This window comes from Methylomonas koyamae (assembly GCF_006483455.1).
Lineage (GTDB): Bacteria > Pseudomonadota > Gammaproteobacteria > Methylococcales > Methylomonadaceae > Methylomonas > Methylomonas koyamae_B.
The window spans coordinates 66,788-82,277 of sequence record NZ_PPPU01000052.1 but is presented as its reverse complement, the minus strand read 5'-3'; the positions used below and the strand labels follow the sequence as shown (position 1 = coordinate 82,277).

Annotated in this window: 10 protein-coding genes; 4 read left to right on the top strand and 6 right to left on the bottom strand. The window is 57.2% G+C overall.

The genetic code is table 11. The features are described from left to right. Positions 1–2: 2 nt before the first annotated feature. The 6 genes from C2U68_RS19395 to C2U68_RS19370 form a co-directional block, all read right to left on the bottom strand. Complete coding sequence (locus C2U68_RS19395; protein WP_140914119.1) at positions 3–1,511, bottom strand: YifB family Mg chelatase-like AAA ATPase; 1,509 nt, start codon at positions 1,509–1,511, stop codon at positions 3–5. A 3-nt stretch (positions 1,512–1,514) separates the two neighbouring features. Next, positions 1,515–1,766, bottom strand: coding sequence for a ubiquinone biosynthesis accessory factor UbiK (gene ubiK, locus C2U68_RS19390; protein ID WP_140914118.1), 252 nt, complete (start codon positions 1,764–1,766; stop codon positions 1,515–1,517). A gap of 5 nt (positions 1,767–1,771) precedes the next feature. Further along, the gene (locus tag C2U68_RS19385; protein WP_140914117.1) at positions 1,772–2,356 is read right to left on the bottom strand and encodes a MarR family winged helix-turn-helix transcriptional regulator; all 585 of its coding nucleotides are present in this window, start codon (positions 2,354–2,356) and stop codon (positions 1,772–1,774) included. 74 nt (positions 2,357–2,430) lie between these two features. After that, on the bottom strand, positions 2,431–4,050 hold the full coding sequence (locus tag C2U68_RS19380) for a hypothetical protein (protein ID WP_140914116.1): 1,620 nt from the start codon (positions 4,048–4,050) through the stop codon (positions 2,431–2,433). A gap of 11 nt (positions 4,051–4,061) precedes the next feature. After that, positions 4,062–5,804, bottom strand: coding sequence for an alpha/beta fold hydrolase (locus C2U68_RS19375; RefSeq protein WP_140914115.1), 1,743 nt, complete (start codon positions 5,802–5,804; stop codon positions 4,062–4,064). A 23-nt stretch (positions 5,805–5,827) separates the two neighbouring features. Then, positions 5,828–7,585, bottom strand: coding sequence for a GMC family oxidoreductase N-terminal domain-containing protein (locus C2U68_RS19370; RefSeq protein WP_140914114.1), 1,758 nt, complete (start codon positions 7,583–7,585; stop codon positions 5,828–5,830). 242 nt (positions 7,586–7,827) lie between these two features. Between C2U68_RS19370 and C2U68_RS19365 the strand changes: the two genes are divergently transcribed. From C2U68_RS19365 to C2U68_RS19350, 4 genes are all read left to right on the top strand, one after another. Beyond that, on the top strand, positions 7,828–9,057 hold the full coding sequence (locus tag C2U68_RS19365) for an NADP-dependent isocitrate dehydrogenase (protein ID WP_140914113.1): 1,230 nt from the start codon (positions 7,828–7,830) through the stop codon (positions 9,055–9,057). Positions 9,058–9,550: 493 nt separating this feature from the next. Next, positions 9,551–11,665, top strand: a complete 2,115-nt coding sequence (locus C2U68_RS19360; RefSeq protein ID WP_140914112.1) for an acyltransferase family protein — start codon at positions 9,551–9,553, stop codon at positions 11,663–11,665. A 350-nt stretch (positions 11,666–12,015) separates the two neighbouring features. Next, complete coding sequence (locus C2U68_RS19355) at positions 12,016–13,473, top strand: hypothetical protein (RefSeq protein ID WP_140914111.1); 1,458 nt, start codon at positions 12,016–12,018, stop codon at positions 13,471–13,473. Beyond that, positions 13,470–15,440 (top strand): DUF3857 domain-containing transglutaminase family protein, encoded by a 1,971-nt coding sequence (locus tag C2U68_RS19350; RefSeq protein WP_140914110.1) that lies wholly within the window; start codon positions 13,470–13,472, stop codon positions 15,438–15,440. Before C2U68_RS19355 ends, C2U68_RS19350 begins: the two co-directional genes overlap by 4 nt. Positions 15,441–15,490 lie beyond the last annotated feature (50 nt).

The window sequence follows — 15,490 nt, the reverse complement described above, 5'->3', positions numbered from 1 at the left end:
CGCTAGCGGTTGCGGTCCAGTTTACGGTAGCCGATCGCTTCGCTGAGGTGGGGGATTTCGATTGTCTTTGCGTCGGCTATGTCGGCGATAGTGCGGGCCAGTTTCAGGATGCGATGGTAGGCGCGATGCGACAAGCCGAATTTCTCCATGGCCTGCTCCAGCAATTGGTGGCCGGCGTCCGTCAGTTTGCATACGACTTTGACTTCGGCAGCGGTCAGTGCCGCGTTGGATTTACCGCTACGGGCATCAGCGATTTGCCGGGCTGCGACCACCCGGCGGCGGATGGTTTCACTGCGTTCCTCGCCTTCCGCCGCGCCTTTGCGCAACATTTCCAGCGAAACTCGCGGCACTTCCAGGTGCATGTCGATCCGGTCCAGCAACGGCCCGGAGACTCGCGCCCGGTAGCGGGCGACTTGTTCCGAGGTGCAGCGGCAGCGGCCGGAGGCGTCGCCCAGATAGCCGCACGGGCAGGGGTTCATCGCCGCAATCAGTTGGAATCGGGCCGGAAAATCGGCTTGGCGATTGGCGCGGGATATCGTGATATGGCCGGTTTCCAGCGGTTCGCGCAACACTTCCAGCACTTTCCGGTCGAATTCGGGCAGTTCGTCCAAAAACAGCGCGCCGTTATGCGATAGCGAAATCTCGCCGGGTTTGGGGTTGCTGCCGCCGCCGACCAGGGCTGCGGCGGACGCGGTATGATGCGGTGCCCGAAACGGCGGTTGCCGCCAACGGCCGATGTCCAGACCATGGTCGCTGATCGAGGCGAGCGCGGCGGTTTCCTGGGCTTGTTGTTCGGTCAGTTCCGGCAGAATGGTCGGCAGTCGCGCTGCCAGCATCGATTTGCCGGTGCCTGGCGGGCCGAGCATCAGCAGATTATGTTGACCGCTGGCCGCGATTTCCAACGCCCGTTTGACGTGGTACTGGCCGTGAACGTCGGCGAAGTCGACTACAAAGGCCGCGGCGGTGCCGATTGTGCTCGGGGCGGGCGGTTCGATTGGCTTGTGTCCGCTCAAATGCGCGCAAACTTCCAGCAAATGTGCGGCCGGCAATAAGCCGGCGTCTTTGATTAAACTCGCCTCGGCAACGCAGCCAACTGGCAGAATCAGTTGCCTATGGGCGTCGCGGCAATGAATCGCCACTGGCAAGGCGCCGGGTATCGGCCGTAGCTCGCCACCCAGCGACAATTCGCCGATGCACTCGTATTCGGCCAACGAATTCTTCGGGATCTGGCCGGACGCGGCCAAAATCCCCAAGGCGATAGCCAAATCGAAGCGGCCGCCTTCTTTGGGAAGGTCGGCCGGCGCCAGATTGACTGTGATGCGTTGGATCGGAAATTCGAAATGCGAGTTGACGATCGCGCCGCGTACCCGATCCTTGCTTTCCTTCACCGCGGTTTCCGGCAAGCCGACGATGTTCAGCGCCGGCAAACCGTTGCTGACGTGGACCTCCACCGTTACCAACGGTGCGTCGATGCCGGACCGGCCCCGGCTGTAAACCACGGCCAGCGACATCGCTTATTCTGGCGACAGGCGCTGTTCCAGTTCGGCGATGCGTTGTTCCAGCTCTTCCAGGCGGGCGCGGGTTTTCGCCAACACGGCCTTTTGTACTTCGAATTCTTCGCGGCTGACCAGATCCAGTTTTGCCAAGCCGCTTTGCAGCAAGGCGTGGACGTTTTTTTCGACATCGTCCTTCAGGTTGGTCAGGCCGGGCGGAATGGCGCCGGCGATGCGCTCGGCTAAATTATCAATGGCTTTGGGATCGAACATGGTCATCACTCGTGGTCAATAAAGGGGTTGGGTGTCGGTAAATGGTCTCGGCAAATCTTGTCGGTATCATCCCGGTCTAGCGGTTGTTCGGTCAAGCCGCACTGGTAATGGTGCTGTTCCACTCGGAAATAATGGCAGGAACGGCATAAACCGAAACTTTTGGATTGGTTGACTTTTTGCAATAAGCCTAGCGCATTTTGCAAGGCCTCGCCCACACTGTCCACTTCCTGGCGGCTGATACGCGATTCGGCTTGCTTGAAGATGTCCAGCGGCTTCAATTCGTCGACCAAGCGTTTGCCGCTGGCAGTCAGGCTTAAATGGAAGATACGGCCGTCCAGCGTGTCGACCGACTTTTCCAAATACTGTTTGCGTTCCAGAATTTGGATGCTCTGCGACACGGTGCCCTTGGTCAGGCCCAGATATTCGGCAACCGCCGTATGCGTATTGCTGTAGCGGTTGCAGCGGGCCAAATATTCCAGAACCTGGCCGTGGACCGGTTGTAAGCCGATGGTTGCGTATTTTCGGCGTTCTTCCGAACGCAGTATGGCGCTGATCCGTTCGATCAGCTTGAAGGTTTCTAATTCATGCATCGGCCCGATTCTAACACAGGCCGGCCGGGCAGCCTTGAACTGCGGCCGGTCTGTGTCGGATAAACAGGCTTACATTAGTCGAGTTTGTCCATTTGGTCGCTCCAGTTGAGGTTATCGCTGACAAAATAACGGTATTCCGCCTGTTTTTGCAGATTCAACACGTAAAGCGAACGGCCGATGCCGCGCCGGCGGTAACCACCGTTTTCCTTGTCGACGATTTGGTCGCGCCAGGCGCCGAAATTGACGTAGGTGAAGTTCTTGCGGGTCGGGCTGTCGATGTCGGCCTCGGCTTGCAGCGGGATATGGGTATGCCCCTCGCCGTGGATTTGGAAGCCCTGTTGCAATAGTGCTTCTTGAAAGGTCGGAAAGGCCAGCAAGTTTTTCAAACTGGCGCCGTCCTCGCTGTACACCGAGCTAGGCCGGATTCGTTCCAGCCAGTCCAGCACTTTCAGGACGCCACGCACGAACTGCAATTGAATGCGGTACATCAGGAATGATTCGGTGAATTTCAACCAGTATCTGGCCAGCGTCAAACCCAGGCGTTGCGAGCTTGGAGCGCTGGCCAGGGTATAGTCCCAATTCAGCCAGTCCTTCAAGGCGCGGAACAGCTGGTTTTCGATGATGTCGCGAATCCTGGCGTCGGTCGACGAACGGCTGGTTTCGTGCAGTATCCGGCTTACTGCGGCCGAACTGGGTCGGTACAGGTCCAACTCGTCCAAAATCCGGGTGATGCGGGCCAGATCGGGCGGGGCTGCCGCGGGCGTTTTGAATGCTTTCTCCAGCTCATCCTTGCTGCGCCAGATAAAGGTGGATAATACGCCGGCCGCCACGGTATCGCCGAAACAGGCTTCGGTGAACGGCCGGTAATTCAGCTTTTGCCAGGTTTTTGCTGCCCATCCGTCCTGGGTGTTCCAACCCGGCAGGCCGTCGGTGGCGGCGATGGCTAGACAATTGGCCCGGTCGCGCCACTGGCCGTGAGTGACGAACAGTCGCAAATCGGTGTCACCCCAGTAAAACGGCAGCCACGGCACGCTGTCGGCTGCGGTAAAGCGATCGGGGTCGCCGAAGTACATGTTGCCGATCCAGGCCCGGTATGCCGGTGTCAGTTCGCCAAGCGGCTGCCCCAGACAGTCTTCGTAAAACCGCTTCAGAATATCGGGATCGGCGAATATTTCCTTGTCGTGGTTGCCGAGCAATACCAGCACTTCCACCGTCGTAGGCGTGGTATCGGCACTGGGCTTGCGTTTGGTTTTTTGGGTCTCGCGCAATTGGTTGGGAAGAGCTTTCAGGTGGTAGAAAAAACCGCCTGAATGCTCGCCTTTTGCCGGTGGCCGGTCATGCAGAAGCAGAATCCCGTCCATGATCTTATGCAGGCATTCCTTGAATTCCGGCTTGCTGCGTTGCCACGGGTAAACTCCGGCTTTGGCCCAAACCGAGGTGCGGATCATATCCACCACGTCGCCGTCCAATATCAGCGTCAATTGGTCGATGTGCTGGTTTTCGCAGGTGTCGGCCAGGTCGGAGAAAAAATCGGCCCAGACTGTTTCTTCGGCGCTTTGGGTGCCGACCGTGCCGTCGGTGAAATGGACGTCGCTAATTACGACGCAGAGCCGGTTCGAGGCCGTGCCGGAACCGGACGTTGCCGGTTGCAGCGTATCCAGCGTCAGCTGCAGATCTTCTTGGGTGATTGCCATGGTCGTATGCCTCAATTCCGGTGTTTGTTCAAAAATTCCACGAAGCGCGGAAACACGTCTTGCGCGGCGTTCTTACCCATGATGACGTCGGCATGGCCGTAGTCCGGAATCACGGCCAGTTCGTGGCGGCCCGGTACGATTTTTTCCAGGCGCTGGTGGCAGACGATGTTGGAATCGCGGAACAGAGCGTTGTCCTGGCCGGCGACCAGCAGGCACGGGGTCTGGATGTCGGCGGCGTCGGCCAGATAGTTGTCCGGCAGGCTGCGGTAGCGCGGTTCGTTGGGCAGGTACTTGACGGCGGTGTTGCCGGCGTTGACCATCTTCAACACGTGGCGGTAGTAATTGACTGAGCTGCCGCCGAACAGGTCGCCGCAGCGGCGGTGGGTGACGTCGTGCAGATTCTCGTGTTTGTAAAGTACCGGAAAACCCCAGCCCCACATGAAACTCAGCATGTGGCATTCCGGCGAATCGCATTCGTGGTGGAAGGCCGAGATCGCCATCGCCAGCAATTTGCCGGCGCCGAAGCCGGGGTCGCGCCGCCAATGCGGATTCAGATAATCCACGCCCAAAATGTAATCGGCGGCCAACGGCCCCAAGTACAGTTTGATCTTGGCCGGCAGCGGCACGCACGGCGTCAGCGATACGCCGTTGGCGATCAGGCTGCGAATGCCGGTGACGGCTTTGCCGAACAGGCTCATGCTGAAGGCCAGCGCACCGAAGCAATGGCTGATCACATGGATCCGCGCATCCGGACCGACGGCTTGGCGCACGGTAGAGATCGCCGCCGGCATGTCGTACAAGGCCAGATCGTCGACGTTGTAGCGGTGGCGTTGCAGGTTGTACGAGTAGCGGTTGCTGATTCGGCCGTCCAGGGTCCAGACGTCGGTAAAGCCCTGGTCCAGCAGATAGCTGGTCAGGTTGTAATGTTCCGGCATGATGAACATGTCGCTGGCGGCAGTCAGGCCCGGAACCAGAACCACCACGTCTTTGCTCGGCGCCCGCTTGAAGCGCAACAGGCTCAAGCCCAGTCGGTCGGCGGTGGTGAACGGGTGGGTCGAGACTTCGGCATCCTTGACGCCTTCCAGCGTATACAACGGAATTTCGCGGACGAAGGCGCCCATTTTCGGCGTCAGCGCCGGTTTATAGACTTCCCACAAGGCGCCGAGGAAAAAGCCGCCGAAGCGTTCCACGGCGTGCAGCCGGTCGGCTAAGGTATCGCCGCTGGCGCGGATCGTGGTCAATTGTTTGGCGAAGTCCATGATCTCGATGTGCAGGATACCGGTGGCGTAGACCTTGGCTTTGGCTTCCTGGTCGGCTTCGACGTGGCCTTTGAACAGGTTGGTGAACAAGGTCGTGGTGTCGGCCCACAGATCCGGCCCGACATTGTCCTGGATTTGTTTGGCGCCGCTCAGCGTCAGCTTTTGGCCGTTGCTGTCGGTGAAAAACAGCCGGTACAGCATTTGTTTGCGGTTGGCGTCGGCACTGTCGACGAACAGGTTGAACACGCCCTGGTCGACAGTGCGACGGCCGCCGACCAGGTCGCCCTCCACCCAGCCGATGGCGGCGGCCTGGTGGCGATCGTTATCCAAAAACGTATCCAGATCATCGCTCTGGATGGTCAGATGAAACATGAAGTAATGGCCGTCGGTCTTGCCTTGGTCGTAACCGTCTTGAAATGCAGTTTGGCCGGGGCTGAGGTAGCCTTTCATTTCTTCGGTGAATTCGAACGAAGTTTTTGCGGTGGAGTCAGTCATGTCTGTGTCCTCTGGCGATGGGGCTACACGCCCAGGCTGGCGTCGGGTGAGATGCCGGTGATGCCTTCGGCAATCCACTCGGCAGTAGCGGAAATGGTGGCGATCGGATTGGCGCCGACTGCGCTTGGCAGGATGGAGCCGTCGGCTATGTACAGGCCTTGGTAACCGAAGGCCTGGCCCCGGCTGAGCGGGTCGGCGGAGACCACGCCTTTCTCCGCCGAGTCGGCCAGGATACAGCCGCCCAACGGGTGCACCGTTACGTTGTGTTTGACCGGCAATTCCCAAGTCGGCAATGGCAAAAACAGCTTGCCTTTGATAAAGGCGTTAAAGCGTTTGCCGGTGTCGAGAATGGCCTGATACAGGCCCATGCTGGTGTCTTGCGGCCAGTCCAGGTCGATGCGGCCTTCTTGGTTCAGGGTCAGGGTGCCGTCGCCGTTATCCAATCCCATGCAGAGCAGCACGCCGCTTTTCGAAGGCAAGTCGTCTTTCAGGATTTCGTGCAGCGAAAAGCCCAGCGAGCCGTTCCAGATACCGTTGACCAGATATTTTTTCAGCCAGGCAATGAATGCCTTCGCCGCACGGACCAGTTTGCGCAACAGACTGGTGGGGAAGGCGCCTTCGATATACCAAGCCAGTGTGGCCGGGTAAGAGGCGTCTTCCAGTATGAAGGCCCGGTCGCGCTGGAAACGGTCGAACAGGTGGTAGTCGGTGTATTGGGTTATCACCGGGCCATAGTTCGGATCGGCTTCCTTTTTGCCTTCGATTGCGAACGACAGAAAATCGCCGTTGCCGGAAAACCAGCGGCCCAGTTGCGCGCTTAATTTCGGCAACGTGCCGAATACGTCGCGGCAGCGCAGCAATAGCTCGTTGGTGCCGAAGGTGCCGGCCGATACGACCACGCGCCGCGCGGTAACGCTTTGCAATGTGTCTGCTTCCAGATCGCGGAACTCAACCCGATAGCCGTGTTCGCCGCCCGCTTGCGGGTCGTCGCGGCCGTCGGCACCGAGCGGGACGATTTTCTCGGCTTGGCGGTCGGTCTGGATCTGGCCGCCGTGGTGGTGTTCGCCGGCGTACAGGTAGTTCAGGTCCAGTGTGTTCTTGGAATGGGTGTTGCAGCCGATATCGCACTCGCCGCAGTAGGTGCAGGAGGTTTGAGTGGCGCCGTAGCGGTTTTTCTCCTGGAGGCCGATGGCCAGTGGTTGCTCCCGGCCGTTGTAGCTGTAATCGTTGCCGAAAAATACGCAAATGTCGGCCAGCTTACTGGTGCGGTTGTCGTGGGCGGCGAATTCCTGAAACAGTTCGGTGCGGACGATTTGGCGGCGCGGATCGGATTGCCAGGACGGTACCGGCCGCGCGCCAAGCACTTGCTTGGCCACCTGATAGTAGGGCTTTAGCGTGTCTTGGTTTATCGCCGCGGGCCAGCCTTGTTCGAAGACTTGGGCCGGTGGCTCCAAAAACACGTTGGCATAAATCAGCGAGCCGCCGCCCAGGCCGGCCGAAATCACCGCATCCATTTTTTTGTAGTTGCGGATGTCGAACAGCCCCCGCAACTTCTTATCCTGAATGTGCTTGGGCCGCTTCACCGCGTTGCCGTCGATGCTCCAGAAGCTGTCGGCAATTTGTTTCGGCGAGCGGGCGAAAGACGCCATCGGGTAGCGCCGTCCGCGTTCCAACAGCAAGACCTTGCTGCCCCATTTCTGCGCCAAGCGGCAAAAACTGATGGAGCCGCCGAAGCCGCTGCCGATGATGATGGCTTCGTAATCTAAATCCGGACCGGCCATTGATACCTCCTCGAGAAAGATTTTTTTATTATTATCGGGATTAGCCGAGTCCGCTTGTTAACTAGTTAACTTGCAAAAAGCCCAATATTACAAAGCCTTGCACAATGGTCAGCCGACGCGGCGGAGCCAGTATAGACCAATTGACAATTGACTTCGACGATTAACTGTGAACTTGTCAGGCGCCGATTCGGAGAGACGGCGTTATACTGCGAGCTCGATTAGTAATGCGTCAGGAGCAGGGTATGCAGAAAATAAAGGTGAATAATCCGGTAGTGGAAATCGACGGCGACGAGATGACCAGGATTATCTGGCGTTTCATCAAGGACAAATTGATCCTGCCTTATCTGGATTTGCCGATCGAATATTACGACTTGGGTATCGAGCACCGTGACGCCACCGACGACCAGGTGACAATCGATGCCGCCAACGCTATTAAAAAACACGGCGTCGGCATCAAATGCGCGACGATTACGCCGGACGAAGCCCGTGTCGAAGAGTTTGGTTTGAAAAAAATGTACAAATCGCCGAACGGCACGATCCGCAACATCCTGGACGGTACCGTGTTTCGCGAACCTATCATCTGCAAAAACGTGCCGCGGCTGGTGCCGAACTGGACCCAGCCGATTTGTATCGGCCGGCATGCCTTCGGCGACCAATACCGCGCCACCGATTTTGTCACCAAGGGCAAAGGCAAATTGACGATCAGTTTTAAACCGGACAACGGCGGCCCTGAACAAAGCTACGAGGTCTACCATTTCGCCGGCGACGGCGTGGCGCTGGCGATGTACAACACCGACGAATCGATCGCCGGCTTCGCCCGTAGCTGTTTCAACGTCGCGCTGGACCGGGGCTGGCCGTTATACCTGTCCACCAAAAACACCATCCTGAAAAAATACGACGGCCGCTTCAAGGACATTTTCGAAGACATTTACCAAACCGAATACAAAGCCCAATTCGCCGCCAAAGGTATTGTTTACGAGCACAAATTGATCGACGATATGGTCGCGTCGGCCCTGAAATGGAACGGCGCTTTCGTCTGGGCCTGTAAAAATTACGACGGCGACGTGCAATCGGATACCGTCGCCCAAGGTTTCGGTTCGCTGGGGTTGATGACTTCGACGCTGGTAACGCCGGACGGTATGATCATGGAGGCCGAAGCCGCACACGGCACCGTTACTCGCCATTACCGGATGCACCAGCAGGGTAAGCAGACTTCGACCAATCCGATCGCGTCGATCTTCGCCTGGACCCGCGGCCTGGCCTTTCGCGGCAAACTGGACGGCAACGCTCAACTGATCGATTTTTGCCACACGCTGGAAAAGGTCTGCGTCGATACCGTCGAGTCCGGGCTGATGACCAAAGATTTGGCGGTATGCATACATGGCGACGCGGTCGACGATTCGCAATATTTAACCACCGAGGCTTTTTTGGCGGCATTGCAAACCAATCTGGAGCGCAGTTTGGCGTTGTAACCGATTTCCGATTTGGCCGATCCGGCTTTCCGATCGGCCGGCCGAAACGAAAAAAATCTTGTCGGTCACGGATTTCGCCGGCTTGCGTTACCGTTTGATTTGCTTGATAAATAGCGAGTCGAAATCTGTTTGGCTTGTTTCGGAACGTGATTCAGCGCAATTAATCACGCAAATTTCACAGAGTTTATCCGGAAAACGGTGCTATGATCGCGCAACCTGATTGGGAATGCCGCCTTTTCGCCGTTCTGGCGATGCCGTTGCCCAACCGGGTACTGTAGCAATCCGATAACCGTTCTCCAAGGGAGTGGTTTGGCGGCAAAGAGGTTTGAGGACGCGGTTTAGCCTACTCTTCAAAACTTGGCCGCCGGATAGAGGGGCTGACCGGAAACTTACAGTTGGAACGACCAACAATTTCCAGGAACCATGCCGCCCACAGCCGCCTCGCCAGCAGGCTAAGGACGAATCCGAGCCTGGCTTAGCGAGACGAGATTTCATGACATCTGCCAATCCCCACCTGCTACACATCAAGTACCGCCCCGATATTGACGGCTTGCGCGCCGTTGCCGTGCTTTCGGTCGTGGTGTTCCACGCCTTTCCCAACGGTTTGAAAGGCGGGTTTATCGGCGTCGACATTTTCTTCGTCATTTCCGGCTATCTGATTTCCAGCATCATTTTTCAGAATCTGGAGAAAGGTACCTTCAGTTTCGGCGAATTCTACGCCCGTCGGGTCAAGCGCATCTTTCCGTCGCTGATTCTGGTGTTGGCCGCCAGTTATGCGTTCGGTTGGTTTGCGCTGTTTGCTGACGAATACAAAGAGTTGGGCAAGCATATCGCCGCCGGAGCCGGCTTTGTCTCCAACTTTGTGTTGTGGGGCGAAGACGGTTATTTCGATTATTCGGCGGAAGCCAAACCGTTACTGCATTTGTGGAGCTTGGGGATAGAGGAGCAGTTTTATATCGTTTGGCCCTTCCTGATTTGGCTGGCGTGGCGCCGGAATTTCAATATTTTGACCGTCACTGTACTGGTCGCGCTGGCGTCCTTTTATCTGAACATGCGGGGAATACGCTTCGACAGCGTAGCCACGTTCTATTCGCCGCAAACCCGTTTTTGGGAGTTGTTGTGCGGCAGCATGTTGGCCTGGCTCGCGCTGTACCGGAAAGGCGCTTATGCCCCTTTCCGGGCCAAACTCGATGGCTGGTTGGCGAGCGTGGTGTATCGCGAGACGCACGAAGCGGACGGCAAGACCCTGGCCAACGTTCTCTCGTTTATCGGTTTGTTTTTGCTGATTTACGGATTTTCCATCATCAACCGCAATTTTTACTTTCCCGGTAAATGGGCGGTGATTCCGATGCTGGGTGCGGTTTTGATCATCTCGGCCGGGCCGCAAGCCTGGTTTAACCGGATTGTTTTGTCCAACCGTCTGGCGGTTTGGGTCGGCGTGATCAGTTTTCCGCTTTATTTGTGGCATTGGCCTTTGCTGTCGTTTGCGCGGGTTTTGGAAACGGAAGTGCCCAGTGTCAATATCCGTTTGGTCGCGGTGGCGCTGTCCGTGCTGTTGGCATGGTTGACATACCGCTTGGTCGAGCAGCCGATTCGTTTCGGCAAGGGCAATAAATCCAAAACGGTCGTTCTCATAGGGATGATGTTGATCATCGGCAATATCGGTTACTTCTCTTACTTGAAAGACGGTTTCGAGTTTCGCCAAGCCGACGCCCCCAGTAAGACCACGTTATTTGCAGACGTCAAAGGCACGGTGTTGTTCAACACGCCGGATGATTGGGTCGACGATATCTGCAAAGCGGAATTGGGCGCCAGTTACGAGTATCTGATTTGTCGTTTTACGACTTCGACCCCGAAAACCTTGGTCGTCGGCGACAGCCACGCTGCGCAATTCGTTTACGACTCGATATCGAAAGGGGCCAACGATTTGGCGTTGGTGGCGGTAAACGGTTGTTTGCCCTTTGCCGATTTGGTCGCTATCAATCCGTACGAAGAGTTCTCGGATAAGGCCTCGCGCTGCAGAGTCGTGATGCCGATTGTGATGAAAGTTCTCAGAGATTTTCCGTCGATCCAGCAAGTGGTGTTTGCCACCAGAGGGGCAATGTATGTCGATGGCTCAGGCTATGGCGACGTCGAGAAGAAAAATACCTACCGTATCATCAAAGACCCGAACGACTTGCTGCCGGAAAATTACAACCGGTTTATTTCCGGTTATGTGGCGTCGATTAACGAGATTCTGAAATTCGGCAAACAGGTGATTTTCGTCGAGGACGTTCCGGAAATAGGCGTCGAAGCCAGAAGTTGCGTTGAAGACCGGCCGATAAAAATTACCGACAAAGAGCGGCCGGATTGCAACGTGCCGCGCAAATCTTTCGACCAGAGAAATACGAATTACCGGCATGCGGTCGGCTCGATTAATGCTGCGACTGAAAACCGGATCAAGATTTTCCCGGCCTACGAATATTTGTGCGACGAATCATCGTGCGGAGCGGGCTTGGAAGACGGCGTGTCTTACTTCTACGATGACGACCATCTTTCCCTGCGCGGCAGTCATTATATTTTCGGTAAGTTCTCCGAGTGGCTGACTAAGGCGTCGCAAAAGAAATAATTCCAATTTCGCTCCGAGTTAAGACTAAAGCTGAATAAGGCTTGACCGGGCGGTCGTTGATAGAATCAGCCGACCGGGCGGGCCGCGCGTTGGTCTTCCCGGTTGCCGATATCCGCATAATTTCATTGTTTCCCAGTTACCTGCCGGCTTGGCGCGAAGATGCACTCGCCAACCGCTACGGCAGAGTCTGATCAGGCCGATAGATATCGGCGTCCCGCCCGTCACGCGGTTCGGTTTGTCAAATAGCGCGTTTCGTTTTAGAGTTTGTGCTCAGTTGCTTGGCAGGCCAATTGCCTTGCTGGGTTTGATCCGCCACCAGTCGAACACACACTATTGATTTCGGAAACGCCATGGACGAACAATTTCGCGGTAAGCACCAATACGGTTTATATGCGCAAAGCTTACTCTATCTGGCGTTGACGGCTTGGGCCGCAATAGGAGTCAGCCTGTCGCCCGGCGGCGGGGATCTTCTGCAATATATCACTCCGGCCGGATTCGGCCTTATCGCTTGGTATTGCGGATACGCCGGCGTGAAACGTTATCGGGGAGGATTCTGGTTTTTCAGCGGTAACCTGTTTTTGGCTGTGGCGGTGTTCATGTGCTGGGTGGCTTACGATGGCTACCGCAGGGCCGACGCCAACGTCATGGTCGGGAGCTGCGCAGTCATTGGGCTTGCAGTGCTGGTGGCTTTGCCGTTGTTTTGGCAGGGCCATCAACGTCATCGCCGTTGGTGGCGGGCCGCCCACGGTTTTCCCGAATTCGAAGCCGTCGCCGAAGCAAATCCGGCACCGGCGTTGTCCCCAGACAATACTCTGCCTTTACTCTACCCTCCGCAACCCAACTGGCGCATTTTATTATTGATGGTGTTTAGCGCGATGCTATATGCGCCGTTTTTGATGTATCGCATTACCAGCGACATGTGCGCTTTGGACGGAACCCGCCTCAATCCGCGCCGCTGCGCTTGGCAGATGCTGGTTCCACTTTACAACTTCAATGTGTTTTACCAAATTGCCGCGCAAGTTAAACGCTTGGCGCAAAAGCGCGGAATGGCTTTCAAGTTTTCGCCGGCCGTTCTGGCATTGATGTTAGTTGCTGCGACACTCGGCAATTTCGCCATGCCGCAGTTTTTATTCTTACTCGGTTGCATCCTGGCGGCATTGCCGTGGTTGATCTTGAATGCTTGGATGAACCGCTTGCGCGTCGCGCAGCCGGCGCAATGGCGCGCTCCGCTCGATCGATACACCTGGCGGCAGCGTAGTTTGTTTTTGGCCGGTATTCCGCTTATCGCGCTGGGCCTGCTGGGTAGCAAAGCCGAGTTCGCTTATTTCAAGGCGCCGGCCTTGGCCGCCGAGCAGCTGGTGTCCGGACCGGCCGCAGACTATGTCTTGACGATACCGGATCGGCAGTGGCGCGTGGTCGAGCGAGGGACCTTGTATCCCGACACCGATCTCGAATTGGTCAATCGAGTGACCGGCGAATGGGTCGTGGTCCGCATCAGCCCCAGCCAGCAGCAAACCCTGGACGGTTTCGTCGACCAGCGGCAGGCGTTGGTGGCGGCCAATTGGAACGATTACGAGGTGCAGGAGACGCGGCGCTTTGCGGATGACGGCCAAAGTTTTCCGATGTCGCTGGCCCGATACAGCTACAAGGGGCCGGTGCCGTCGCGGGATTCGCCATTGCTGGTAGCGACGGTGTTGACCCCCGAAAAAGTGTTCGAAGTAGTCGGCCACGGCGGGAAACAGCCGAATGCGAGTGCGATGCAATTGGTCGAGAGTTTTCGGTTGGCCGTAGGTGGGAAGAAGTCATGAAAATAGTATGGATGCTGATTGGATGCCTGTTGCACAGCGCAGGCTACGCGGCGGACACGGGCCGCGATTTGAAATTGGCCGGCTACGCGCCGAATTTGGTGCGTTGGGCGCCGGCAGGCCAGCGTTTGGAGTATGCCAGTCTGGCGCCGCAGCCGGAGCGGATCGAAGCATTAAAACAGCTCGGTTACGGCAGTGTGGCTGTCGATGAAACTCACCGGCTTTATCTCAGCCGCGACCGTCGGGTAGAGGAAACCGTCAGCGTCGCCCAATTGTATCTGACGGCAAAAGGCATAGAGAGCGACGGCAATAACGGTTTCTGGCTGGACGCCAATCACCAACGGGCCGAAATCGAAGCAGCCTACGTGGTGCAACCGGATGGCGCGATTACCGATATCGACCCGAGCACGCTGCAAGTCAATAACCAGAATGTCTACAATATTTTCACCGATACCGTATATGTGACGGTGCCGTTTGCCCGGCTCAGGCCGGGCAGTATTGCGGTACTGCGCTACAAGATCGTATCGGATCGCAACAAGTTGGCGATGGCTTGGGCGCGCAACTTGTTTCCGGCCAATTTTTATCCGTTGGAACGTTTCCGCGCTGAAGTCCGCTGGGACGGCCCGGCGCAGAAGCCGGCCTGGCAAACCGATTACCCCAAACTGACTTGTCGCGAAGGGCCGCAGGAAATGGTCTGTACCAGTACGGAAGCGGCAGCGCCGGTTCCGGTCGATAACCAGATGCCGTCGGCTTTCGACGTCTTGCCGGTTTTAGTGTTGGCTGAGCCCGCCAGTTGGGCGGCGGTTGCCGCGAGTATGGACAAACTTGCCGCACCGGCGTTGAGTCAGGACGCCAAAATCGAAGAGTTGGCGATGCAGCTCCGCGGCGACGCCAGCGATGTAAGGCAAATCGTGAGCCGCTTGAGTGGATTCGTCTCGCGCGAAATCCGTTACGTCGGCTTGGAGCGCGGCAACGGCAGTGTCATTCCCAGGCCGACTTCAGCGACGCTGGAGCGCCGCTTCGGCGATTGCAAGGATAAGACCATGCTGTTCGTTGACTTGGCGCGTCATGCCGGGCTGGATGCCTATCCGGTGTTGGCCTCTACCGGGCGCATGTCGCTGACCAAACTGCTGTTGCCGAGCGGTGTGTATTTCAACCACATGTTGGCCTGCGTGAAATCGGTGCAGGCCGGCGAGATTTGCGTGGACCTGACCGATCCCGATACCGGCGGCGGTCATCTGCCTTACGCCTTGCAGGGGAGCGTCGCTTTGGCAGTCGGCCGCGACGCGGTCGCTCCGCATAAACTCGGCAGCGAACCGTTTACCTGGGTGGAGCAAACCAAGGCCGATAACCGGTTGATCGGTGACGGCAGTGTCCAGGAAAGCCTGGCCCGGACCTACGACACGCACTGGGCTGCAGAATTACGGCGTTCGTTGTCGGCGAAACCGAGGGAAGAGCGCGAGCGCTGGCTGCATGAAGATTACCGGTCGGTGATGGGCGACAAGGCCAAGCCCGAGTTCAGTGCGCAAGGATTGGAGGCGGTCGATTCCGGCGTCACGCTGGCGTCGAGCGCCGAATATCGGAATGTATTCGATCCGGCGATGCTCAAAATCTACCGCGACGTTGAACCCTGGTTGAATTCGTTGGTGAAAGACGTCAAGTCCCGAAATAAGTATTATCCGTACGCCTTTAAGGGCATTCATTACCGGAGCGAAATCCGTTACCAGTTGCCGGCCGGGAGAAGCGTCGGCAATGTCGGGCCGAAAGCCGATTATCTGTCGCCCTGGGGCGCGCTGCATCGGTATTACCGCCAGGAGGGCAATAGCGTGACCGCGTATACCGATCTGCAAATGCCGAGGGCGGACGTACCGGTCGAGAAATTGGCCGAATTCAACCGCTTTCTGGAATTGGCCGGTCAGGAGACCCGAATCTCGTTCACGCTGCGGGCAGCGGATTCGGCGCCGCGCTAGGCTCGGTTCCGCGAATTCGTCGGCTGTTGTCGGCGCCTTTTGAAAATCCC